The organism is Streptomyces sp. AN091965 (genome assembly GCF_022698285.1).
Taxonomy (GTDB): domain Bacteria; phylum Actinomycetota; class Actinomycetes; order Streptomycetales; family Streptomycetaceae; genus Streptomyces.
On the sequence record NZ_JALDMY010000001.1, the window covers coordinates 8,076,906 to 8,100,502 of the forward strand.

Genomic DNA, 23,597 nt, shown 5'->3' on the forward strand with positions numbered 1-23,597 from the left:
GGAAGGCAGCCGCCCCATGGCATCCGCCCACGCCCGCCCCGGCACCCGCACCGCACCCGCCCCGGACGGCGCCGCCGCCACGGCCCTGCGGGAACTCATCGACCTGCTCGGACGGCACGCCCCGGCCGAGCAGTTCGCCCGCCCGGCGGCCGCGGCCCGGGCGGCCGGGGCGAACCGGGCGCAGCTCGCCCTGATCGACGAGGCCGCCGACGCGGCCCTCGCCGTCCGCCGCACCCTCGACCAGCACCGCCGCCGCGAGGCCGAGCTGTCCGCGCTCTTCGACACCGCGGGCGACCTGGCCGCCCTCACCGACCTGGACGCGGTGCTCCGCGCCATCGTGCGCAGGGCCCGGCTGCTGCTGCGCACCGACGTCGCGTATCTGACCCTCAACGACCCCGCCGCGGGCGACACGTTCATGCGCGTCACCGACGGCTGCGCCTCCGCCACCTTCCAGCAGCTGCGGCTCGGCATGGGCGAGGGCCTCGGCGGGCTCGTCGCCCAGACCGCCCGGCCCTACGCCAGCGCCGACTACCGCGTCGACACCCGCTTCCAGCACACCCGCGCCATCGACACGGGCGTCGGCGAGGAGGGCCTGCGCGGCATCCTCGGCGTGCCGCTGCGCGTGGGCAGCCGCGTCATCGGCGTCCTGTACGCCGCCGACCGCAGCCCCCGCGACTTCACCCCCGACCAGATCGCGCTGCTCGCCTCGCTCGCCGACCACGCCGCCGTCGCCATCGACGGCGCCCGCCTCCTGGAGGAGACGCGCGCCGCGCTCGTGGAGCTGAACACCGCGACGGCCACCGCGCACGCGCAGAGCGAGGCGCTGCGCCGCGCCGCCGAGACCCACGACCGGCTCACCGACATCGTGCTGCGCGGCGGCGACGTGGCCGACGTCGCCGAAGAGATCGCCGCGCTCCTCGACGGCGGCCTGGTCATCCAGGACGCCGACGGCACCGAACTGGCCCGCGTGGGCGCCGACGCGCCGACCCCGCCCGCGCGCGGCGTCGCCGCGTCCCGCTCCGGCGGCCGCGCCGTGCCCGTCGACGGGGTCTGGGTCTCCGCCGTGCTCGCCGGGCCCGAACTCCTCGGCAGCATCGCGCTCGGCGGCCGCCCCGACCTGACCGACAGCGACCGGCGCCTGTTCGAGCGCGCCAGCCTCGACACGGCACTGCTGCTCCTGCTGCGCCGCACGGTGGCCGAGGCCGAGGACCGGGTGCGCGGCGAACTCCTCGACGACCTGCTCACCGCCGCACACGCCGGTGACCCGCGCCGCACCGAACGCCTCGCCCTGCGCGCCCGCCGCCTCGGCGTGGACCTCACCGAGCCCACCGCCGTGCTCGTCCTGCACGGCGAACCGGACCTGCGCGCCCGCCTGGCCGCCCGCGCGATACGCCACGCCCGCACCCTGCGCGGCCTCGCGGGCCCGCAGGGCGGCCACGTCGTGCTGCTCGCCCCCACCGCCGCGCCGGGCCCGCTCGCCGAGCGCCTCGCCGCCGAACTCGGCGAGGCGCTCGGCGCCCCGGTGACCGTCGGCGCCGCGGGCCCCGCCACCGGGCCCGCGCGGCTGCCCGCCGCCCACGCCGAGGCCCGGCGCTGTCTGCGGGCCCTGACCGCCCTCGGCCGCGCGGGCGAGGGCGCGAGCCTGCCGGACCTCGGCTTCGTCGGGGTCCTGCTCGGCGACCGTACGGACGTCGCCGGATACGTGGAGCGCGTCCTCGGGCCCGTCCTCGCCTACGACGCCCGGCGCGGCACCGACCTCGTCCGCACCCTGGAGGCCTACTTCGACCAGGGCGCGAGCCTGTCCCGCGCCAAGGACGTGCTGCACGTCCACGTGAACACCGTCGTGCAGCGCCTGGAGCGCACCGCCCGGCTCCTCGGCGCCGACTGGAACACCCCCGACCGCGCCCTGGAGCTCCAACTCGCCCTGCGGCTCAACCGCCTGAGCCGCTAGCCGAAGCCCCGTCCGGCCTGGCCGCGCGGTCCCTGCGCGGCTGCGCGGGCACGCCGTCCAGGGTGCCCGCGGGCAGCGGTTCCTCCGCGCGCCCCGGTCCGGTGCCGACCGGGTCCGTGCGGTACTGGTGCGACTGGAGCTCGAACAGCTCCCGGAAGACGCCCGGCCCGTCGGTGGCCATGAGCGTGGCGAAGTCGCCGTGCTCGACGAGCCTGCCCTCCGCCAGGACGAAGATGACGTCGGCCTCCTTGACGCTGTGCAGCCGGTGCGTGACCAGGACGATCGTCTGGTCCGCCGAGGCCAGGGCGCGGATCTTGTCGAAGGCGTCGATCTCCGCGGCCGGGTCCATGCTGCTGGTGGGCTCGTCGCAGATGAGGATGGCCGCGTCCCGGAAGTAGGCGCGGGCCAGGGCGACGCGCTGCCACTGCCCGCCGGAGAGGTCGACGCCGCCCTCGTAGCCCTTCTCGCACAAGGTGTCCCAGCCGTGCGGGAGTTCGTCGAGGACGCGGTGGGCGTCGGCGTACGCGGCCGCCGCGTCCAGGCGGGCGGCGTCGTGGAACTCGGCCGGGCGGCTGATCGCCACGTTGGCGCGGGCCGTGAACGGCCACCGCTGGAAGTCCTGCGGCACCAGCGCCACATGCCCGAACACGTCGTCGCGCGCCAGTGCGCGCAGATCGGTGCCGTCCCAGGAGACCGTGCCCGCGGACGGCAGGTACAGGCCCGCGAGGAGCTTGCTGAGGGTCGTCTTGCCGGAGCCGTTCGCCCCGACCAGAGCGATCACCTGGCCCTTGCGGACGGTGAGGGACACACCGTCGAGCGCGTCCCGCTCACGGCCGGGGTAGCGGAACGTCACCCGGTCGAAGGTGATCTCGGCGGGCGGCTCGGGCACCGCCGCGCCCGTGGCCGGGATGGCCCGCCGCCTGGCCTCCTCGCGGGCCCGGATGAGGTCCGTCATGAACAGGCTCTGCTCGTAGAGGTGGTGGATGTTCGTCACCAGGCGCCGCAGCCCCGCCGTGCCGCTGGTCAGCGCGAGCACGGCCGTCGCGCCCGAGGCGAGCGGCATGTGGCCGTGCGTCAGGAGCCAGGCGAGCAGGGCGTACGTCGCCGCCGCCGTCAGGCCGGACAGGGCCGACGTGCCGAGGTCGGTCCTGGCCTCAAGGTGTGCCAGGCGCGTCTGCTCGTCCGAGGCCTGGGCCGCCATCCTGTCGAACTGGTCGAGGAGGAAGGGGCCCGCGCCGTGCACCCGGAGCTCGGGCGCCGCGTCCTGCGAGATCAGCAGCCTGCGCAGGGCGCCCAGTTGCCGCACGTGCTCCAGCCACACCTGCACCGACTCGTACGTCCGGCGCGCCGCCCGGACCGTGCCCCACGCCTTCGGCACGACCACGGCGACGAGCAGCGGAAGCAGCGCCGGGTGCAGCACGGCGAGGACCCCGCTGACGGCGAGGAGCGCCATCGCGGCCTCGACGATGCCGAGGGTGTGCTCGATGAGGCGGCGCGCCGCGGTCTGGCCGTGCTGCCCGGAGTCGAGGGCCGCGTGGAAGTCGGCGCGCTCCATGTGCTCCATCTCGACCCGGATGACGTGCTTGAGCATGGAGAGGGCCGCGATGCGCTCCACCTTGGGGCCGAGCCGGCCCGAGGCCGCGAAGGACACGGCCCGCAGCGTCGCCGCGAGGGCGCTCGCGGCGGCGACCCCCAGCAGGGACGGCACCGCGTCCTGCACCCGGTCGGCCGTCGGGCCCGCCGCGAACAGGGACACCAGGACGCGGTTGGTGGCGAGCAGACCGAACGCGGTGGCGGCGGCCTGGCCCAGCTGGGCCACCGCGACCACCACCAGGGCGATCGGGTCGGCCCGCCAGCCGAGGACGGCCGTGTGTCCGATGAGCGTGGGAATCTGCCGCAGGATGGTGAAGAACGACGTCCTCAGCTGCGCACCCTCGTGCACGGTCCATCCCCACGCACTGCGCAACCGCCCCCCGAAGAGGAGCTGTTCGGGCGGTGCGTGCCCGGGCGGCGGGGTGAGGCCCTCGCCCTCCCGGTCGCGCCGCCGCTTGCGCGCGCGGGCTCGTGCTGGATGGTGCTGCCGCACATTGCCTCCCCGGTGTCCGTGGTCCCGTTGGGTGCTGGGACCACCTTCCCCGGGGAGCGGCCCCGGCGGGGTACTGCGGGCACAATCTGCGCGGGATGGGGTGAAATCGGCCTGGAATGGCGGTAGTCAGGGCCCGAAGTGCGCTCGTGCGGCGGTCACGTGTCGGAGGCATCGCCCTGCGGCGCGGCCGCGTCCGGGACCAGGACGACCTTGCCCGTGACGGTGCCGGACTCGGCCAGGCGCAGGGCTTCGGCCGCCCGGGACAGCGGCACGCGCGCGGCGACCTGCGCGGTCAGGCTGCCGTCGGCAAGGAGCGCGAAGACCTGCTCCAGGTCCGTGCGCAGCCGTGCGCGGAAGGCGTCGGCGCGGCGCCGCCCGGCCCAGATGTTGTAGAAGTGCGCGCGCCGGGAGTTCGGCAGCGCCTGCCACAGCGCGAGGCGCGCGAACAGCTTCAGGACCGGGGCCTTCGACGACCCCGCCACGTCACGGGTGGACGCCGTGCCGTACGACACGAGGGTGCCGCCGGGCGCGAGCAGCCGGAACGACTCCACGATCCCCTCGCCGCCCACGTGGTCGAAGACCGCCCGCACCCCGTCCGGCGCGAGCCCGCGCAGACGTCCGTACAGCTCGGGGTCGCGGTAGTCGACCGGCGTGACGCCGAGCCGGCGCAGCGCGTCGTGGTGGCGGGGCGAGGCGGTGCCGAGGACGCGGGCGCCCGCGATCCGGGCGAGCTGCGCGAGCGCGGAGCCGACGCCGCCGTTCGCGCCGAGCACCACGACGGTGTCGCCCGCCCGGACCTTCGCGGTGCGGTGCAGCATCTGCCAGGCGGTGACGCCGTTCACCACGAGCGTCTCGGCGTCCGCGGACGCGACGGACTCCGGTACGGGCACGAGGTCGGCGGCGGCCACCGCGACGTGGCTCGCCCAGCCGCCGGTCTTGGTCAGCGCGGCGAACCGGCCCCCGACGAGCGCGGGATCGACGCCGGGCCCGGTGGCCACCACGCGCCCCACCAGGTCGTAGCCCGGCACGAAGGGGAACGGCGGCTGGTCGAAGTACTTGCCGCGGCGCATCTGCTGCTCGGCGAAGGAGACGCCGGTGGCCTCCATGGCGAGCAGCGCCCGGCCCGGCGCCGGGGCCGGGCCGGGCCGCCGGCGCACGGTGAGCCCGTCGGGCTCGACGACGCCGGGCAGGACGACCTCGGTGGCCGTGGCCACGGCCGGGGCGGTGGGTGAGGTGGTCTTGGCCATGGGTGGTCCTCTTTCGCAGGAGTCAGGTGCACGCTGTAGTTATAAGCTCTAACGTAAGCATGCACCTCTACCGCGGAGGCCGTCAAGGAGGGCGATGCCCACCGGGCCGATCCGCGGCGGCCCGCGCGGGGCAGGATGGGAGGGCCGCGCGTACGCGAACCGCGTGGGACCCGTCCAAGGAAGGTGCGGCGATGGAGAACCCGGCCCCCGGCCAGCTCACCCCCGAACAGCACGCCCCCGGCCGGCTCGCGCTCGCCACCGCCACGCCCGACGACTGGCGCGTCGTCACCGGCTGGGCGGCGGACGAGGGCTGGAACCCCGGGCTGCGGGACGCCGAGTCCTTCTTCGCCCAGGATCCGGAGGGCTTCTTCATCGGCCGCGTCGACGGCGAGCCGGTCTCGGCGGTCTCCGTGGTCAACTACGGCGCGGCGTACGCGTTCCTCGGCTTCTACCTCGTCCGCCCCGACGCCCGCGGCCGAGGCCACGGCATCGCCACCTGGCGCGCCGCGCTCGCGCACGCCGGGGACCGCACGGTGGGCCTGGACGGCGTACCGGCGCAGCAGGACAACTACCGCCGCTCCGGCTTCGCACACCGCCACGACACCATGCGCTACGTCGGCCCGGCGACGGCGTCCGGACCGGTGCCCGCGCACGTGCGCCCCGCCGCCGAGGTCGGGCACGAGGCCCTGCTGGCGTACGACGGCTCCTGCTACCCCGCGGACCGGCCGAGGTTCCTCGCCGCCTGGCTGGGCACGCCCGGCCACCGCGCGTTCGCCTGCGTCGACGGCGGCCGCGTCACCGGGTACGGGGTGGTGCGCCCGGCGCGTGACGGCGTACGGATCGGGCCGCTGTTCGCCGACACCCGCGCGGACGCCGAAGCGCTCCTGGACGCGCTGACCGCCGATCTCGACGGGGCGCTCGTCTCCATCGACGTGCCCGAGTCCCACGCGCCCGCGGTCGCCCTCGCCGAGGCCCGCGGCATGAAGCCGACGTTCGCGACGGCCCGCATGTACACCGGTCCGGTACGGGAGTTCGCGCGGGACAAGGTGTTCGGGATCACCACCCTGGAGCTGGGCTGACGGGCGCGCGGGTCAGGTCACGGTGAGCCGCCGCTTGCCCTTGGCCGTGGAGCTGTTGCCCACGTAGACGTCGAACGCGCCCTGCTCGACGAGGAACTCCCCGCGCGGGTCGTTCGTCCAGAAGCCCAGGTCGTCGGCGCCGAGCCGGAAGCGCACGGTCCGTGAGGCGCCCGCGGCGAGCGTCACCCGGCGAAAGCCGCGCAGCCTGCGCACCGGCTGCGCGATGCTCGCCGCGAGGTCGTGGACGTACAGCTGCACCACCTCGTCGCCCTCGCGCGCACCGGTGTTGGTGACCGTGACGGACACCTCGACGGTGTCGCCCGCGCGCAGCGCGCGGGCCGGCACGTCGGCGCGGCTGAGCCGCGGCTCGCCGAGCGCGAAGGCCGTGTAGCTGAGCCCGTGGCCGAACGCGAACTGCGGGTCCGGCGGCAGGTCCAGATACTTGGAGGTGTACTTGTTGTCGGCGGCGTACGGGCGGCCCGTCGACTCGTGGTTGTAGTGGACCGGGATCTGCCCGACCGCGCGGGGGAAGGAGACCGGCAGCTTGCCGCCCGGGTTGACCTTGCCGAACAGCACGTCGGCGATGGCGTTCCCGGCCTCCAGGCCCGGATGCCAGGCCTCCAGGACGGCGGGCGCGCTCTCCAGCCAGCCGCCGACGGTCAGCGGGCGGCCGTTCACGAGCACCACCACGAACGGCTTGCCCGTCGCCGCGACGGCCTCGATCAGCTTCTCCTGGGCGCCCGGCAGGCCGATGTCGGCGCGCGCCGCGGCCTCCCCGCTCAGGGCGGGCGGCTCGCCCACGACGACGACCGTCACGTCGGCGCCCCGCGCGGCCGCGACCGCCGCCGGGATGCCGCCGGTGTCCTCGCCCGCGGCGTCGACCCCGCGGGCGTACGTCACCTGCGCACCGGGCGCGGCCCGCCGGACGGCGTCGAGGACCTTCACCGACGGGTACTTCTTCGCCGCGGCCGGGACCACCCAGGTGCCGAGCAGGTCGTCGGAGTCGGCGAACGGGCCGACCACGGCGAGGGACGCCACCGAGCTCTTCAGCGGCAGCGTCGCCCGGTCGTTCTTCAGGAGCACCAGACAGCGGGCGGCCGTCGCCCGCGCGGCCGCGCGCGTCGCGGGGGTCGGCCCGGTCACGGCCGCGCCCTCGGCCTCGTCGACGTAAGGGTCGTCGAAGAGCCCGAGGGCGAACTTCAGGCGCAGGATCCGCGCCACCGCGTCGTCCAGGCGGTGTGCGCTGATCCCGCCCTCGCGCAGCAGCTGCCTGCCGTGCTCGCGCAGGGTGGTGCTGACCATCTCCATGTCGACGCCCGCGGTGAGCGCGAGCCGGGCCGCCGCCGCGCCGTCCTCGGCGAAGCCGTGCGCGATCAGCTCCTGCACGCCGGTCCAGTCGCTGACGACGAACCCGTCGAAGCCCCACTCCTTCCTGAGCACGTCCGTGAGCGTGTGCGCGTTCCCGTGCGCCGGGACGCCGCCGACGGTGTTGAAGGAGGCCATGACGGTGGCCACGCCCGCGTCCAGGGCGGCCTTGAACGGCGGCAGGTACAGATTGCGCAGCCGCGACTCGGACACGTCCACCGTGTTGTAGTCGCGGCCGCCCTCGGCGCCGCCGTACGCGACGAAGTGCTTGGCGCAGGCGGCGAGCCGGTCCTTCGCCGCGTGGTCCCGGCCCTGGTAGCCCCTGACCTTGGCGGCGGCGAACTCGGCCGTGAGGTAGGGGTCTTCGCCGCAGCTCTCGGCGATGCGGCCCCAGCGCGGCTCGCGCGTGACGTCCATCATCGGCGAGAACGTCCAGTGCACGCCGTTCGAACGGGCCTCCCGCGCGGAGACCTCCGCGTCGGTGCGCGTCACCGCGGGGTCGAAGCTCGCCGCCTGCGCCAGCGGGATCGGGAACGTCGTCCAGAAGCCGTGGATGACGTCGAGCCCGAAGAGCAGCGGAATGCCGAGCCGGGACTCCTCGACGGCGATGCGCTGCAACGCGTTGGTGGTCTTCGCGCCGAAGACGGAAAGGACGGAACCGAGGCGGCCCGCCCGCGCCGCGTCCTCGACGTCCTTGGTCGCGCCGCCGCCGGGCCCGGTGTCCCAGGCCCACGCGAGCTGCTGGAGCTGCCCCAGCTTCTCTTCGACCGTCATACGGCCGAGCAGCTCCTCCACCTCGCGGCCGCGGCGGCCGGGCCGGGGCGCGGCCTCGGCGACCGTGCTGTTCAGGGCGCCGCCCGCGACGGCCGCGCCACTCACCACGGACAGTCCGGACAGCAGCGTGCGCCTTCGTAGCTCTCGCATGTGTTCGCCTTCTCACGTCACAGTGGGGGCAAGCGGGGGAGTGGCCACAAGAATTGAAGCGAAAGTACGTGGTGGGTACAGGAGGGTCAAGGGAGGCGACAGAGGCAGTCGAGTGCTTCCGTCCGCCCTTGACCTCAATATTGGTTGAGGTCCTACGGTTTCTCCCATGAGCATGGAAACCACGGCGTGGACGCAGATGTACAGCGTCATGAACGCCCAGCAGGAACGCCGCCCCTTCGCCCGCGCGACACTGCGCCGCATCGCCGCCTTCGCCGGCCCGCACCGCCGCCGCATCACGCAGTTCGTGCTCCTGAGTGTCGTCACCGCGGTGCTCGCCGTGGCGACCCCGATCCTCGCCGGGCACGTCGTGGACGCCATCGTCTCCGGCGCCGACTCCTCGCTCGTCGTCCGGTACGCCCTGTTCATCGCCGTGATCGCGATCGCCGAGGCGGCCCTCGGCATCCTCAGCCGCTGGCTGTCGGCGACGCTCGGCGAAGGCCTGATCCTCGATCTGCGCACGGCCGTCTTCGACCACGTGCAGCGCATGCCGGTCGCGTTCTTCACGCGGACCCGCACCGGGGCGCTCGTCAGCCGCCTCAACAACGACGTGATCGGGGCGCAACGCGCCTTCAGCAACACTCTTTCGGGTGTCGTCGCCAACGTCGTCACGCTGCTGCTGACCCTCGGCGTGATGCTCGCCCTCTCCTGGCAGATCACGCTGCTCGCCCTCGTCCTGCTGCCGGTGTTCGTCCTGCCCGCGCGGCGCATGGGCACCCGCATGGCCCGGCTCCAGCGGGAGGCCGCCCACCACAACGCCGCCATGGGCACCCGGATGACCGAGCGCTTCTCGGCGCCCGGCGCGACCCTCATCAAGCTCTTCGGGCGGCCCGCCGACGAGTCCGCGGAGTTCGCCGAGCGGGCCGCCCGGGTGCGGGACATCGGGGTGCGCACGGCCATGGCCCAGTCGGCGTTCATCACCGCCCTCACCCTGGTGTCGGCCCTCGCGCTCGCCCTCGTCTACGGCCTCGGCGGGTACTTCGCGCTCGAAGGCTCCCTGGAGGCCGGCGCCGTCGTCTCGCTCGCCCTGCTCCTGACCCGTCTGTACGCGCCGCTGACGGCCCTCGCGGGCGCCCGCGTCGAGGTGATGAGCGCCCTCGTCAGCTTCGAGCGCGTCTTCGAAGTGCTCGACCTGAAGCCGCTCATCGCCGAGAAGCCGGACCCGGAGCGGGTGCCCGAGGGCCCCGTCGCCGTCGAGTTCGACGACGTCCGCTTCGGCTACCCCGCCGCCGACAAGGTCTCCCTCGCCTCCCTGGAGGAGGTCGCCTCCCTCGACGGACGCGGCGGCGCCGAGGTCCTGCACGGCCTGTCCTTCCGCGCCGAGCCCGGCCAGACGGTCGCGCTCGTCGGCTCCTCCGGCGCGGGCAAGTCCACGATCGCGCAGCTCCTGCCGCGCCTGTACGACGCCGACGCGGGGACCGTGCGCGTCGGGGGCGTGGACGTGCGCGACCTGTCCGCCGACTCGCTGCGCGACACCATCGGCATGGTCACCCAGGACGGTCACCTCTTCCACGAGTCCGTCCGCGCGAACCTGCTGCTCGCCCGGCCCGGCGCCGCCGAGGACGACCTGTGGGAGGTGCTGCGGAGGGCCCGCCTCGACGACCTCGTGCGGTCGCTGCCCGACGGGCTCGACACCGTCGTCGGCGAGCGCGGCTACCGGCTCTCGGGCGGCGAGCGGCAGCGCATGACCATCGCGCGCCTGCTGCTCGCCCGGCAGCGAGTCGTCATCCTCGACGAGGCGACCGCGCACCTGGACAACACCTCCGAGGCGGCCGTCCAGGAGGCCCTCGCCGAGGCCCTGGCCGGGCGCACCGCCGTGGTCATCGCCCACCGCCTGTCGACCGTCCGCTCGGCCGACCAGATCCTCGTGGTCGAGGAGGGGCGGATCGTGGAGCGGGGCACGCACGAGGAGCTGCTCGCGGTGGACGGCCGCTACGCGGAGCTGTACCGGACGCAGTTCCTCGCCGGCGACGACATGGGCGTGGCGGCCTAGCCCCCGCCACCTCTGAAAACCCCGCGGCCCCGCCCCCTCTTGGGGGCGGGGCCGCGGGGTTGTGAGGCGGGACGGAGCTACGCGGTCTTCTTCTCGTACGTCAGGAACACGGTGCCGCTGTCCAGGGCGTCCACCCCGGTGCGCTCCCAGAGGGTGGGGTCGAAGGGGGCCTTCTCGCCGAACAGGGGGATGCCCGTGCCCACCGTGAGGGGGGCGAGCTTGATGACGAGGCGGTCGATCTCTGTGTACAGGGTGCCCGCGAGCGCGCCGCCGCCCACGAGCCACAGGCCCTTGCCGGGCTCGCGCTTGAGGGCGCGGACCCGCTCGGCCGGGTCGGTGGCGACGAGCTCGACGTTCGGGTCGGGGCTCTCGGTGAGGGTCCGGCTGAAGACGAGGTGCCGCAGGTGCGGGTAGCAGTCGGTGAATCCGGCGTCCAAGCCGTTCTGATACGTGTGGCGGCCTTCGAGCATCGTGTCGAAGTGGGTGCCCTCGGCGGTGATGCCGAGCGCGGCCCTGGCCTGGACGGGGAGCGTTTCGGGGTACTTCCCGGCGAGCAGCCCGACGTAGTCCTCGCTCACGGGCCAGAAGCCGTCGGGCCCGGTGGGGTCGGAGGCGTCGGGTCCGGCGATGTGGCCGTCGAGGGACATCGCGATGAAGTAGGTGAGCTTGCGCATACGGGCTCCGGAGGTGAGAAGGGGTCGCTGGCCACGACCTCGGACGGACTGCGGACGGGCCCCGACGGAGCGCGCACGATGCGCCCAGAGCACATCGGGTGATGTACTCTGTGTGCAGTGGTTAGAACGTAGTACTTCACTTGAAGTGGTGTCAAGGGAATCGAGAAGTCGTCATGAGGCAGAACCCCGCCCGCCGTACCGCCCTCCTGGACGCCGCGATCGAGGTGCTCGCGCGCGAAGGCTCCCGCGGGCTCACGCTGCGCGCGCTCGACGCGGAGGCGGAGGTCCCCAAGGGCACCGCGAGCAACTACTTCGCCAACCGTGCGGAGCTGCTCGCCCAGGCCATGCGGCGCATCCAGGAACGCCTGATGCCCGCGCAGGACGCGCTCGCCGACACGATGCGCGAGAAGCCGTCCACGGAGCTGGTGGTCACGCTGCTCGGGCAGCTCGTCGAACGGATGCGGGCCGACCGCAGCAGCCATCTGGCCCTGCTCGAAATGCGCCTGGAGGCCACCCGCCGCCCCGAACTCCACGCCGAGCTCAGCCGGTTCATGGCCGATCAGCTGGAGGGCAACATCGGCTTCCACCTGGACGCGGGCCTGCCCGGCGACCGCACCGGCGTCGTCCTGCTCTACCTCGCCATGCTCGGCCTGATCGTCGACGACCTGACGGTGCCCGAGCTGCTCACGCCGTTCTCCGTCGACACGCTCATCGAGGAGCTGGCCCGGCGGCTGCTGCGCTGACCGTGCGCGAAGGGCCCTGGTAAGGGGCGGTTAGGGGTACTCGGGCGCCGGTGCGCCGCCCTACTGTGGAACGCGGAAGAGCCGCTTGCCGTGCCGCGGGGCTCTTCGGCCAGGACCGGTTCCGGAGCGGCGACTCCTTCCCTTTCCCCCAGGGAAGGACCTGCCGCTCCGGGCCGGTGTGCCCGCCGTTGCGCCGCTCAGCCCCCGGGGCGCAGCGTGATCGCGGTGAGGACCAGGCCGTTGTACGCCAGCCAGCGGCCCGTGAGTTCCTGGGGAAACCCGAGGTCCCGTACGGGCGGCAGGATCCGCGCGGTGAACCCGCCCGCCCCCGGGTCCGCGGACCGGTGGAAGGTGACGTCGGCCTCCTCGAACCCCAGCGGCCTGCGCGTGAGCGGATACCAGGTCTTGTAGATGCTCTCCTTGGCGCTGAACAGCACCCGGTCCCAGCGCACCGCGGGCCACCGCTCAAGCTGTGCTCGTACGCGCACCTGTTCCGCGGGCAGCGCCACGGCCTCAAGGACCCCCTCCGGCAGCGGTTCGCCGGGCGTCGCGTCGATGCCGACCGAGCGGACGCGCGCGGCCGGGGCGACGGCGGCGGCACGGTAACCCGCGCAGTGCGTGATGCTGCCGACGACACCGGCGGGCCAGCGCGGTGAGCCCTTGACGTCGGGCAGGATGGCCGCGGCGGGCCGCCCCAGGTCCTGGAGCGCGCGGTGCGCGCAGTGGCGGCCCGTGGTGAACTCGCGCCGCCGCGCCTCCACCGACCGGGCGATCAGGGCCTCTTCGTCGGGGTGCAGGACGACGCCCTCCGGGTCGTGGGTGCACTCGCGGCAGACCACGTCCTCGGGGACGATCCGCGCGAGGAGCGACGGCGGCGCCCCGCGCACACCGGTGTCCGCCGCGTGGCCGTGGCCCGTACCGCCCCGCGGTGCGCCGGCGTTCACGGCGTGCCCTCCTTCTCGCGGTCCTGGTCCTCCCGGTCCTCCCTCTCCTCGTGGGCGAGCGCGGTGTCCGCGTCCTTGGTCCGGCCGCGTGCGGGCAGGTAGACGAGCAGTTCGGTGGCGACGAAGCGCACGACGAACGTCGTCAGGAGGGCGATCGCGGTGGCGGGCAGGACCGCCATGTCCGCGCCGTCGACGAGCAGCGCGATGAGGGGGATGCGCAGCAGCAGATCGGCGTTGGCGAGCAGCGCGAAGCGACCGAGGCGGTCGGCCCAGTGGCGGTGCTCGCGCCGGCCGCGGAAGAGCAGCAGGTCGATGAGGACGAAGTTCCACAGCACGCCGAACTGGTTGGCCACGATCTCGGCCGGGAGGTAGTGCAGCCCCATCGCCGTGAGCCCGGCCAGGCCGAGGAGGTTGGGCACGAAACCGGTCAGGCCGATGACGCCGAAGGCGACGATGCGGGCCACGGGGGTCGCGGTGCGCAGGGACACCAGGTGGTTCAGGAAGCGCAGGCCCTCGCGCACGGTCGACTTCGACTCGCCCGCGTACCGCTCCTGGAAGGAGAACGGCACCTCGGCGACCGTGCGCGGGCGGCAGCGGATGGCCAGTTCGAGCAGGATCTTGTAGCCCAGCGGCTTGAGGATGCCGGCCTGGGCGTGCACGGTGGCGCGGCGGATCGCGAAGAACCCGCTCATCGGGTCGCTGATGCCGCGCAGCGCGGAGGGGAAGAGGGACTTGGTCACCAGGGTCGAGGTGCGCGAGACCGCGACGCGGTAGCGGCCGGAGAGCCCGGCGTGGCTGCCGCCGCCCGCGTACCGGCTGGCGACGACGAGTTCGGCCCCCGTGCGGCGCCCCGTCTCGACGAGTTCGGGCATCAGTGACGGCGGGTGCTGGAGGTCGGCGTCCATGACGACGAGCCACTCCGAAGCGGCGGCCTTCATGCCCTCGACCACGGCTCCGCTCAGGCCGCCCGTCGGGGTGTCCCTGTGGATGACGTTCACGGGGAACGGGCAGGTGAGGGCGGCGCGCTCGATCGCGGCCGGGGTGTCGTCGGTGCTGTCGTCGACGAACAGGGCCTCGCAGTCCAGGTGCCCGGGCAGGGCCGCCGCGAGCCGCGTGAGCAGCTCCTCGACGTTGTCCGCCTCGTTGAACGTCGGGATGATCACGGTGACGGTGGTCCGCGTCCCGTCCGGGGCGAGGGGACCGAGGCCTTCGGACACCGCCGCGTCGGCGGCTCGTTCGGCGTCGGAGCCGGGGCAGGCGCCGGGCGCGGTCATCGGGGCACGCTCCCGGGTCGGAGCGCGCTCGGTGTCTGCTTCTTCGCCATCGTCGTCCTCTACGGGTCTGCGCGCGTGCGTCCCACGCGAGCGCGTCACATCGGCGTGCCCTGGCCGGCAGGCGTTTCCGGGAGGATCACGGGTGACCGCCCGTGGGGTCGTGGCACCGCGGGGCGCGTCGGGCCCGGGGAGGCGGGGTCGCCGACGACCGCTGGCGTCACCGTCGTACCGGTGATTCCTCCCGCCGGAGGCTAGCCGTGGCCCGTGGTGCCCTCCACCCCTATCCGTCCCCTAGGGCCTGTCCGGGCGGCGGGCCCGGCGCGCGCGGCGGTGAACCCGGGAGTGTGGCCCACCGCACAAAGAATGCTTTGTGGCGGCGGCCGGGGCGTTCGGCCGAGTTCGCATGTGCCCGGGGCGAGTTGCCCCTTCGGTTCGCGCCGCCAAAGCGCGCGGCGGCCCGGAAACGTGGCCGTAACAATGGGGTGCGGTCGGCATGCCGCCGCCCCGCCGCTCCCGGCCGTGCGGCGGGGCTTCCGCCGGTAACTCGGCCGGGACGCCGGGCGGACCGGTCGCGTCCCGGGAATTTTCACAGGGAATTTTGCCGTCGGATTACCGCTGGATTGTTTTTGGTTTCCGTTCGGGAGAGGCCCCGTTGGCGTGCCCGCGGACACGTTTGCCTAACGCGTTCTTAACGCCTGCCGCGGTGGAGTCGTGGATGGCCGACCGTCGATGGGCCGTCAAATCGGTGTGTGCCGCCGCGCTTTGGGTAGCCGGGACGGCGGGGGATCACGGGGCGGAGACCTGTGGGGCGAAGCCCCCGGGGGGTAGTGCCGGGTGTGCCGGGCTTGTCGGGATCGAGCGCTCATATGGGCTGTGGCCAGGCATGTTTCCGGACAGTGTGGCGCGATGGGTGCCAGGTCGCGGCGCCGTGGCCAGTTGAGTCTTCTCCTTTCTCACAATTGGAGTTTAAGGTTCCGTATGCCTCCGGCCGGTCGCCCGGGCCTATATCACAGACATGGCCGGAGTGGGGAGGGCTGAACGTTGCGAGTCATCGTGGATTTGGGGGGTGGGCTCGCTTCTTTCGGGGCTACCTCGCCGTCAAGTTTCAGTCATAGTTGTGTTGTTGACTGAGTGCCCCAAGAGCCCCGGCGGAGATATTTGGAATATGCCCTGGTATCCTGCTTCAGGCTCCTGAGGCAACTTGATGAGTGCGATATGCGAATAAGGCGCCCAGTGCAGTTTGCGATAATTTCTTACGGGGAGGAAACCGCACTATGAGCCTGGTCGAGCGAGTCGATGAGTGGGCTCTCTTGGAGGACGTTCTGGCGAACAGCGCGGAGCGGCCTTCCCGTGTTGTGTTGATAAGAGGCCCGGTGGCCACCGGCAAGAGCGAGTTGTTGAACAGCGTCGCCGACGAGGCGGAGGCGCGAGGCCTGACCGTGCTCAAGGCGACGGGTTTACGAGCCGAGCGCACCACGCCCATGGCGGTCTTCGGGCAACTGCTCCTCCACGCCGACCAGGTGGCGGAGCAGGACGCCGGAGCGACCGCGCGCGTGGCGCGTCTGCTCGACGACGCCAAGTTCACCGCCATGCTCCGCGACCCCGAGAGCGAGCGCGAGGAGCACGTACGCGCCCATGTGATGCGGTCCCTGACCATGGCCCTGCGGGCCCTGGCCCGCGGCGGACCGCTCGCCGTCCTCGTGGACGACGTCCAGTACGCCGACATCCCGTCCCTCCAGTGCCTGCAGTACGCCATGCGGGAGCTGCGGGCCAAGCCCGTCGTGTTCGTCCTCGGCCTGCGGACCGGTCCGCACGCCGAACGGCCCATGTTCAGCGCGGAACTGCTGCGCCACCCCCGCCTGACCCAGCTGCGGCTCACCACCCTCGGCGAGTCCGGCACCGCGGAGCTGCTGCGCGCGCACCTCGACGAGGCCGCGGCGCACGGCCTCGCGCCCGACGTCCACCGGCTCAGCGGCGGCAACCCCCTGCTGGTGCGGGCCCTGATCCACGACCTGCTCGCGCACGGGCCGCTCGACCACGACCAGCGGGCCACCGGGACCGGCGCCGACAACGCCCTGCCCACCGGGCGCACCGTGCCCGCGGGCGACGCCTACCGGCAGTCCGTGCTCAGCTGCCTGCACCGGGGCGAGGACGCCGTCCTGGCCGTCGCCCGCGGCATCGCGGTCCTGGACGACGCCGCCTCCGAGGCGACGCTCGCCGACCTGCTGGACCTCGACCGCGAGACCGTCGCGCGCGGCCTGCGCACGCTCGCGGCGGCCGGTCTCACCGACGAGGGCGCCTTCCGCCACCCCCTGGCGCGGACCGCCGTGCTCGACGACCTGACGCGCGAGCACCGCATCGGGCTGCACCGGCGCGCGGCCGTGCTGCTGCGCCGCCACGGCGCCGAACCGCCCGTCGTGGCCCGGCACATCGTCGCCACCGGCGAGGTCGAGGGCGTCGAGTCCCTCGACGTGCTGTGGGAGACGGCCACCCGCGCCCGGCGCGACGAGGACGTCTCGCTCGCCATCGCCTGCCTGCACCTGGCCGACGAGAGCTGCCCGCGCGGGGAGCGGCGCAGCGAGATCCTCGCCGAACTGGCCCGCCTCGCCTGGCGAGTGCGCCCCTCGACCCTCGGGCCGCACCTCGGCGCGCTGCGCGCCGCCTTCGACGAGGGCTGGCTCGCCGAGCAGGCCGTGCCCGTGCTGATCTCGGGCCTGCTGTGGCAGGGCAGGTTCGACGAGGCCGCCGAGGTCGCCCGCAAGGGCCAGGTCGCCTACGAGGGCGCCTCCGCCGTCAGCGGCTACCTGGCGTCCGGCGCGGTGCGCACCACCTACCCCACGCTGCGCGAGCGCATCGGCGCCGACAACTGGCCCGCGCCGCACAGCACCTGGGACGTCCTGACGACACCGGGCTGCGACGCCCGCGGCCGGGTCGGCGCCGCCCTGAACGCCGTCCTGTCCCGCGGCGTGGACCCGCACGCCGCCGACCTCGCCGAGACCGTCCTGCAGGGCACCCGGCTGAGCGACGCCACCCTGGAGACGCTCACCGCCGCCCTGTCGGTCCTCATCTACTGCGACCGCCTCGGCCGGGCCGCGCACTGGTGCGACGCGCTCCTTCGCGAGGCCACCCGGCTCGGCGGGCCTGGCTGGCAGGCGCCGCTGTCCGCGGTCAGGGCGACCATCGCCCTGCGCCAGGGCAACGCGCCGGACGCCGTGCGGTACGCGCTCACCGCCCTGTCGTGGATCTCGCCCCAGGGCTGGGGCGTCGGCATCGGCTCGATCCTGGCCACCCTGGTCTCGGCGCACACCGCGATGGGCCAGTACGAGCAGGCCATGGCCTATCTGGACCACCACATCCCGGAGGGCCTCCCGGAGACCCGCTACGGCCTGGAGCTCAGCTACGCGCGCGGTCAGCTGTACGCCGCCATGGGGCGGGTGCGTCCGGCCCTCGACGACTTCCTCACCTGCGGCGAGCTGATGACCCGCTGGGGCATCGACCAGCCGGCGCTGGTGCCGTGGCGGTCGGCGGCCGCGGAGATGCATCTGCGCACCGGCGGCGAGGCCGAGGCCGACCGGCTCGTCAGGGAGCAGCTGGCCAAGTGCGGTCCCGGGCAGTCCCGCACCCGCGCCCAGACGCTGCGCGTGCTCGCCGAGGTGTCCGGCCTGCGGCGGCACCACCACGCGCTGCACGAGGCGATCGAGGAACTGGAGAAGTGCGAGGACCGGCTTGAGCTGGTCAGGGCCCTGGGGGCGCTGAGCCGTTCCCATCACGCCCTGGGCGATCTGGGCCAGGCGCGGATGATGGCGCGGCGGGCGTGGCGCATCGCGCGGGACGCGCGGGCGGAGGCGCTGTGCGAACAGCTGCTGCCGTACGGCGACGGCGAGGCGGGCGCGGCGGAGCGCCCGGCGCGGGGCGACGAGGCCTGCCCGGCGGAGGAACTGACCGACGCGGAGCGGCGCGTGGCGTCCCTGGCGTCGTTCGGGCACAGCAACCGCGAGATCGCGCGCAAGCTGTTCATCACCGTCAGTACGGTCGAACAGCATCTGACGCGGGTCTACCGGAAGTTGAACGTCTCCCGCCGCAAGGATCTCCCGCACGATCTGCTGGCGGACACGGCGTGCTGAGCCGCCCGTGGCGTTCTGACAACGTTGTGCTGACCGCTGATGACCACCAGTGGGGGGTGGCGGCCGCGGTCGGCGCCCCTGCGGGCGCGAGGGTGCGGAGCTCCGTCAGCGGGCGGTCGGCAGACAGCCGCAGCGCACCTGTCCGTCACAGACCATGAACAGACGGTCCGTCATGCGCCGTGCCACCTCCCTGGAGGAAGAGGAGAACACCACGGTCCCGGTCGACGCCGCGTAACGGCTCAGGACCCGGTGGAGAATCGTCTCCGACACCTCGTCCACGTCGTCCAGGGGGCGGCACAGCAACAGCAGCTTCGGCACGTGCAACAACGCGCAGCCGACAGCGGTGCGCGAGCGCTGGCCCGGTGTGAGCCGGGCCACGGACGTGTGCTCCACGGCCCGCAGGCCCAGGGCTTCCGCTAAGTCCGTCGCGCGCCCGGCGGCGGTCTCCGGGGGCAGACCTTGGCGCAGACCGGCGGCCATCAGGGCATCGTGGACGGGCACTTCGGGCAACGGCATGCCCGCGGGGACCACCCCGACGAGGCGTCGCAGGGCATCGGGATCGGTCCGGGCGTCCACGCCGTGCACGGTCACGCGGCGGTCCGCACCGCCGTCGTCGAGCAGCCGGTCCAGGAAGCGGTCCGCCGAGTCGTCGTCCGAGACGACCGCGAGGCACGCGTGGCGCTCGACCCGCAGCAGGCGCTCGTGGCCGGGCGCCCCTTCGTGCGGCGCCGTCCCGGCGCCGTCCGCGCGCCGCACCTCCAGGGCCATCGGCTCCAGCCGGGCTCCGTCGGGCGCGGCGCCCGGACGGTGGTCGTGCACCGCGAACCTTCGGCTGTCCGGCCCTGGATGCATGAGGCCTCCTCTGGATAGTGATTGTTGAACAATTCGGCACGCGGGAACTGATCCGGGCGTGTGGTGCGGCCACCATAGATCATTTCAAGGCAGCCACTGAGTTTCGTACAGTCTTCAGGATCGAAGCCGCGCTACTAAAGTACTCATTGCGTCCCGTGCAACATTTCGTGCCCCTTGAGAACCCTCGTTCGGGAGCGCGTTACTGTGCTCCGAGCGTGAACGCAACAGTGACCGCGCGCGGTTCCGGGTGTGCCGACCATGTACATCTAGGAGCCGTAAGGGGATGTTGAGGGGTTTCTCCGTCCCCCGAAGGCACCGAGATAATCAAGGGCACCGTCAGACGTGCCGTGTATCGGAGGCGATTCGCGGGCCCGGCCGGCCCCCGTGGGGCAGGGTCACGGGCCGTGCTGATCGCGGACCTTCCTCCTGCTGCCGCAGCCCGGCTCCCCCCGCGGCCGTCTGGAACGTCCGCCGGGCCGGCCTCCACCACGGTCAGAGGAGTATCCGTTGGTTGCCCTCAACGGTAGTTCGCGTCTCGGAACAGCAGATTCCATAACCATGCTGGGCCCGGACTTTCCCTTCGCGTACGACGAATGGCTGGCGAGTCCGCACGGCCTCGGCGAAATTCCGGCAGCGGAGTTCGGCACGCCCGTCGCCGTGATCGGGGCGGGGATATCGGGCCTCGTCACCGCGTACGAGCTGATGCGTCTCGGGCTGCGGCCCGTCGTCCACGAGGCGGGCCCGGTCGGCGGGCGCATGCGCTCCGCCGCCTTCGAAAGCCGCCCGGACGCCGTGGCCGAACTCGGCGCCATGCGCTTCCCCGCGTCGGCGACGGCCCTGCGCCACTACATGGACCTCGTCGGCCTGCGCACCCGGCCCTTCCCCAACCCGCTCACCGAGGCCAGTGGCTCCACCGTCGTCGCCCTCGGCGACGACCGGCACTACGCCCGGCACGCGGGCGAACTCCCCGACGTCTACCAGGAAGTCGGCATGGCCTGGGACAAGGCCCTGCAGGAGCACGCCGAGCTGTTCGCCATGGACGACGCGATCCGCCGCCGCGACACCGCCGCCATCAAAGCCATCTGGAACCCGCTGGTACGCGCCCTGGACGACCAGTCCTTCTACGGCTTCATCGCTCGCTCGCCCGCTTTCCAGTCCTTCAAGTACCGCGAGATATTCGGTCAGGTCGGCTTCGGCGCGGGCGGCTGGGACACCGACTTCCCCAACTCCATCCTGGAGATCCTGCGCGTCGTCTACACCGGCGCGGAGGACGACCACCAGCTCGTCGTCGGCGGCTCTCAGCAGCTGCCGCTGCGCCTGTGGTCGCACGCCCCCGACGACCTCGCGCACTGGCCGGCCGGAACCTCCCTGGAGTCGCTGCACCGCGGCGGCCCCCGCGGCGGCGTCGCCCGCTTGGAGCGCGGCCCGCGCGGCATCACCGTCCACGAGCACGACGGCGCCGCCCACACCTACCCGGTGGCCGTCTTCACCCCGCAGAAGCGGACCCTGGTCACCAACGTCCGCTGCGACCCCGCGCTGCTGCCCACCCCCGTGTGGACGGCCGTGGAGCGCAGCCACTACATGGGCTCGTCCAAGCTCTTCGTCCTCGTGGACCGCCCCTTCTGGCGCGAGCGCGACCCGCGCACCGGCCGCGAGGTGATGAGCACGACCCTCACCGACCGCATGCCCCGGGGCGTCTACCTCTTCGACGAGGGGCCCGAGCGCCCCGGCGTCATGTGCCTGTCGTACACCTGGAACGACGACTCCCTGAAGATGGCCCCGCTGACCGCCGAGGAGCGCCTGGAGGGCGTCCTCGACGCCCTCGCCGCCATCTACCCGGACGTCGACATCCGCTCCCGCGTCATCGCGCCGCCCCGCACGGTGACCTGGGAGACCGACCCCCACTTCCAGGGCGCCTTCAAGGCGAACCTGCCGGGCCACTACCGCTACCAGCGGCGCCTGTTCACCCACTTCATGCAAGACGGCCTCGCCCGGGACCAGCGCGGCTTCTTCCTCGCGGGCGACGACGTCTCCTGGACCGCGGGCTTCGCCGAGGGCGCCGTCACGACCGGCCTCAACGCCTACTGGGGCGTCCTTCGCCACCTCGGCGGCGCCACCCAGCCGCTGAACCCCGGCCCCGGCGACCTGTTCGCCTCGCTCGCGCCGATCGACCTGCCCGAGGACTGACGGACGCGGCCGCCACGGCACGGGAAGGGCCCCGGAGCATCAGCTCCGGGGCCCTTCTTCCGTGTGCGCTCGGGGCGCTGCGGCTCTTCCGTGTGTGCTCGGGGCGCTCCGGCTACGACTGCGCGCGCCGCAGGAAGCCGCGGATGCCGATCGCCGCGAACAGCGCGATCGAGCCGACGAGCACGATCAGCGTGATCGGCAGCGGTACGTGCTCCACGTTCGGCGACGTCACGGCCCGCATGCCCTCACTGGCGTACGACAGCGGGTTGGCGCCGCAGATGACCTGGAACCAGCGGACCTCGTCGAGCGCCACGAGCGGGAACTGCGTCGAGCCCGTGAACAGCAGCGGCATCAGGACGAGCGTGAACATCACGTCCACCTTGTCGCTGTTCACGGACGTCCCCAGGCACAGGCCGATCGACGCCCCCGCGAGCGCGCCGAGCGCGGCGATCCCGAGAGCGGGCACCGTCCGGCTGATCGGCCACGACAGATCCAGGAGCACCATGCCGACCGGCGTCATCATCAGCGACGCCACGAATCCGTACAGCGCACCGAAAAGGATCTTCTCCACGGCCACCAGACGCAGCGAGATGGGCGAAAGGAGCCGGTCCTCGATCTCACGCGTGTACGAGAAGTCCACGACGAGCGGCAGCGCCGTGTTCTGCATGCCGCCGAGGAATCCGTTCAGGGCGAGCACACCGGGCAGCAGCACGGAGCTGTAGTCGCCGTCCACATAGCCCGCGTCGCTCAGCAGCACGCCGAACACGAACAGCGTGAAGAACGGCTGGATGATGGCCTGGCCGATGAACGTGGGGAACTGGCGCAGGGCGACGAACACGTCCCGCCACATGATGGCGCGGAAGGTGTGTATCTGGCGCGAGGGCCGCGAAGCCTGAGTCGTCGAAGCTGTCGCAGTCGTCGCAGTCATCGCAGATTCTTTCCGGTGAGGTGAAGGAAAACGTCTTCCAGGGAGACCTTTCCGATGCCGACATCGGTGACCCGGTAGTCCCGTTCGGTGAGCGCGGCCAGCGCCGGCTGCAGCGCCTCGACCGGCTCGGTGTCCGTGTAGATGCGGAACCGGCAGGCGTCCGCGGGCGGCGCCTCCGGGTCGACCTCGTCGACCTGACGCACCCCCGGCAGATCGGCGAGCAGCTTGGCCACCGGCGCCGGGCCCTGCGTCGAGCGCACCGTCAGGGCGAGCGTCGAGTGTGCGGGCAGCAGCGTGCCCAGGCCCTCGGGGGTGTCGAGGGCGAGCAGCGTGCCCCGGTCCACGATGCCGACGCGGTCGCAGAGCTTGGCGGCCTCGTCCATGTCGTGGGTGGTGACGACCACCGTCACGCCGCGCTCGGCGAGTTCCGCGACCCGCTCGTGCACGAACAGGCGTGCCTGCGGGTCGAGTCCGGTCGCGGGTTCGTCGAGGAACAGCACGCTCGGCCGGTGGATCAGCGCCCGCGCGATCATCACGCGCTGCACCTGCCCGCCGGACATGTCGTCGACCTTCGACTTGCGGTAGTCGGCGAGGCCCATCTGCTCCAGGAGCTCATCGGCCCTGCGCCGCCGCTCGGCACGCGGGATGCCGTGGTAGGTGGCGTGGAAGAGCAGGTTCTGCCGTACCGAGAGCGAGCGGTCGAGGTTGTTGCGCTGCGGTACCACCGCGAGCACCCGCTTCGCCTCTCTCGGCCGTGCGACGACGTCCACGCCGTCGATCAGGACCTCGCCCGACGTGGGCCGCACCCGGGTGGTCATCATGCCCACCGTCGTGCTCTTGCCCGCGCCGTTGGGACCGAGCAGGCCGAAGACCTCACCCCGGTGCACCTCGAAGCTCAGACCGTCGACCACGCGGCGTGCGTTGGCCGCGTACTGTTTCACCAGATTCTCAACCCGGACAGCGTATTCCACGCTGCTGACCCTAGAGGCGGGCGGGAATCCCGAACACCCCTGTATCTGCCCGGCCCCACGACCCCGTAGGGGGTTATTAGGGGTGGGGCTCGCGGAGGCGCACTGTTACCGTGCAACGGTATTGTGGGCAAATTTATCTGAAGTGCGGTCAGGAATACGGAGATTGATTTCCGGAACGCACTCCTGCGAATTTTCCCC

The 23,597-nt window shown here is 72.9% G+C and carries 15 protein-coding genes; 6 read left to right on the forward strand and 9 right to left on the reverse strand.

What is annotated here, in order from left to right; genetic code table 11:
- The first annotated feature begins 16 nt into the window (after positions 1–16).
- Positions 17–1,951, forward strand: coding sequence for a helix-turn-helix domain-containing protein (locus tag MQV74_RS34165; RefSeq protein WP_242726735.1), 1,935 nt, complete (start codon positions 17–19; stop codon positions 1,949–1,951).
- Here MQV74_RS34165 and MQV74_RS34170 read toward each other — a convergent pair.
- Positions 1,932–3,893, reverse strand: a complete 1,962-nt coding sequence (locus MQV74_RS34170; protein WP_242726738.1) for an ATP-binding cassette domain-containing protein — start codon at positions 3,891–3,893, stop codon at positions 1,932–1,934. The genes MQV74_RS34165 and MQV74_RS34170 overlap by 20 nt on opposite strands.
- 299 nt (positions 3,894–4,192) lie before the next feature.
- Positions 4,193–5,284: a medium chain dehydrogenase/reductase family protein gene (locus tag MQV74_RS34175; protein WP_242726742.1), complete on the reverse strand. Its 1,092-nt coding sequence runs from the start codon at positions 5,282–5,284 to the stop codon at positions 4,193–4,195.
- 191 nt (positions 5,285–5,475) lie between these two features.
- Here MQV74_RS34175 and MQV74_RS34180 point away from each other — a divergent pair, with 191 nt between their 5' ends.
- Positions 5,476–6,363: a GNAT family N-acetyltransferase gene (locus MQV74_RS34180; RefSeq protein ID WP_242726745.1), complete on the forward strand. Its 888-nt coding sequence runs from the start codon at positions 5,476–5,478 to the stop codon at positions 6,361–6,363.
- 12 nt (positions 6,364–6,375) lie between these two features.
- Here MQV74_RS34180 and MQV74_RS34185 read toward each other — a convergent pair whose 3' ends face one another.
- Positions 6,376–8,502 carry a glycoside hydrolase family 3 N-terminal domain-containing protein gene (locus tag MQV74_RS34185; RefSeq protein WP_374120810.1) on the reverse strand — a complete coding sequence of 709 codons (2,127 nt, stop codon included), beginning with the start codon at positions 8,500–8,502 and terminating at the stop codon, positions 6,376–6,378.
- Between the two features lie 316 nt (positions 8,503–8,818).
- Between MQV74_RS34185 and MQV74_RS34190 the strand changes: the two genes are divergently transcribed.
- Positions 8,819–10,702, forward strand: a complete 1,884-nt coding sequence (locus MQV74_RS34190; protein ID WP_242726749.1) for an ABC transporter ATP-binding protein — start codon at positions 8,819–8,821, stop codon at positions 10,700–10,702.
- A gap of 77 nt (positions 10,703–10,779) precedes the next feature.
- Here the strand turns inward: MQV74_RS34190 and MQV74_RS34195 are convergent, their stop codons facing one another.
- Positions 10,780–11,376, reverse strand: a complete 597-nt coding sequence (locus MQV74_RS34195; RefSeq protein WP_242726751.1) for a dihydrofolate reductase family protein — start codon at positions 11,374–11,376, stop codon at positions 10,780–10,782.
- 173 nt (positions 11,377–11,549) lie between these two features.
- On the opposite strand from MQV74_RS34195, the gene MQV74_RS34200 reads away from it, so the two are divergent.
- Entirely contained in the window at positions 11,550–12,119 is a 570-nt protein-coding gene (locus tag MQV74_RS34200; RefSeq protein WP_242726753.1) for a TetR/AcrR family transcriptional regulator, read from the forward strand.
- Positions 12,120–12,316: 197 nt separating this feature from the next.
- Here the strand turns inward: MQV74_RS34200 and MQV74_RS34205 are convergent, their stop codons facing one another.
- Both MQV74_RS34205 and MQV74_RS34210 read right to left on the reverse strand, forming a co-directional pair.
- On the reverse strand, positions 12,317–13,063 hold the full coding sequence (locus MQV74_RS34205; RefSeq protein WP_242726755.1) for a 4'-phosphopantetheinyl transferase family protein: 747 nt from the start codon (positions 13,061–13,063) through the stop codon (positions 12,317–12,319).
- Positions 13,060–14,337 carry a glycosyltransferase gene (locus MQV74_RS34210; protein ID WP_242726757.1) on the reverse strand — a complete coding sequence of 426 codons (1,278 nt, stop codon included), beginning with the start codon at positions 14,335–14,337 and terminating at the stop codon, positions 13,060–13,062. The genes MQV74_RS34205 and MQV74_RS34210 overlap by 4 nt, the downstream gene beginning before the upstream one ends.
- 1,274 nt (positions 14,338–15,611) lie before the next feature.
- On the opposite strand from MQV74_RS34210, the gene MQV74_RS34215 reads away from it, so the two are divergent.
- Positions 15,612–18,461, forward strand: coding sequence for a helix-turn-helix transcriptional regulator (locus MQV74_RS34215; protein ID WP_242726759.1), 2,850 nt, complete (start codon positions 15,612–15,614; stop codon positions 18,459–18,461).
- A 105-nt stretch (positions 18,462–18,566) separates the two neighbouring features.
- Here MQV74_RS34215 and MQV74_RS34220 read toward each other — a convergent pair whose 3' ends face one another.
- Positions 18,567–19,313 (reverse strand): hypothetical protein, encoded by a 747-nt coding sequence (locus MQV74_RS34220; RefSeq protein WP_242726762.1) that lies wholly within the window; start codon positions 19,311–19,313, stop codon positions 18,567–18,569.
- Between the two features lie 558 nt (positions 19,314–19,871).
- Between MQV74_RS34220 and MQV74_RS34225 the strand changes: the two genes are divergently transcribed.
- Complete coding sequence (locus MQV74_RS34225; protein ID WP_242726763.1) at positions 19,872–21,500, forward strand: flavin monoamine oxidase family protein; 1,629 nt, start codon at positions 19,872–19,874, stop codon at positions 21,498–21,500.
- Between the two features lie 112 nt (positions 21,501–21,612).
- Here the strand turns inward: MQV74_RS34225 and MQV74_RS34230 are convergent, their stop codons facing one another.
- A complete protein-coding gene (locus MQV74_RS34230; protein WP_242726766.1) occupies positions 21,613–22,428 on the reverse strand; it encodes an ABC transporter permease in 816 nt (271 codons plus the stop codon).
- Complete coding sequence (locus MQV74_RS34235; protein ID WP_242726768.1) at positions 22,425–23,399, reverse strand: ABC transporter ATP-binding protein; 975 nt, start codon at positions 23,397–23,399, stop codon at positions 22,425–22,427. Before MQV74_RS34235 ends, MQV74_RS34230 begins: the two co-directional genes overlap by 4 nt.
- Positions 23,400–23,597: the final 198 nt, after the last annotated feature.

Excerpts from the sequence above, each read along its gene's own strand:
- MQV74_RS34230 (WP_242726766.1), bottom strand. The coding sequence starts at position 22,428 with ATGACTGCGACGACTGCGACAGCTTCGACGACTCAGGCTTCGCGGCCC.
- MQV74_RS34215 (WP_242726759.1), top strand. The coding sequence starts at position 15,612 with ATGAGCCTGGTCGAGCGAGTCGATGAGTGGGCTCTCTTGGAGGACGTT.
- MQV74_RS34180 (WP_242726745.1), top strand. The coding sequence starts at position 5,476 with ATGGAGAACCCGGCCCCCGGCCAGCTCACCCCCGAACAGCACGCCCCC.
- MQV74_RS34195 (WP_242726751.1), bottom strand. The coding sequence starts at position 11,376 with ATGCGCAAGCTCACCTACTTCATCGCGATGTCCCTCGACGGCCACATC.
- MQV74_RS34185 (WP_374120810.1), bottom strand. The coding sequence starts at position 8,502 with ATGACGGTCGAAGAGAAGCTGGGGCAGCTCCAGCAGCTCGCGTGGGCC.
- MQV74_RS34200 (WP_242726753.1), top strand. The coding sequence starts at position 11,550 with ATGAGGCAGAACCCCGCCCGCCGTACCGCCCTCCTGGACGCCGCGATC.
- MQV74_RS34165 (WP_242726735.1), top strand. The coding sequence starts at position 17 with ATGGCATCCGCCCACGCCCGCCCCGGCACCCGCACCGCACCCGCCCCG.
- MQV74_RS34225 (WP_242726763.1), top strand. The coding sequence starts at position 19,872 with ATGCTGGGCCCGGACTTTCCCTTCGCGTACGACGAATGGCTGGCGAGT.
- MQV74_RS34190 (WP_242726749.1), top strand. The coding sequence starts at position 8,819 with ATGAGCATGGAAACCACGGCGTGGACGCAGATGTACAGCGTCATGAAC.
- MQV74_RS34175 (WP_242726742.1), bottom strand. The coding sequence starts at position 5,284 with ATGGCCAAGACCACCTCACCCACCGCCCCGGCCGTGGCCACGGCCACC.
- MQV74_RS34210 (WP_242726757.1), bottom strand. The coding sequence starts at position 14,337 with ATGACCGCGCCCGGCGCCTGCCCCGGCTCCGACGCCGAACGAGCCGCC.
- MQV74_RS34220 (WP_242726762.1), bottom strand. The coding sequence starts at position 19,313 with ATGCATCCAGGGCCGGACAGCCGAAGGTTCGCGGTGCACGACCACCGT.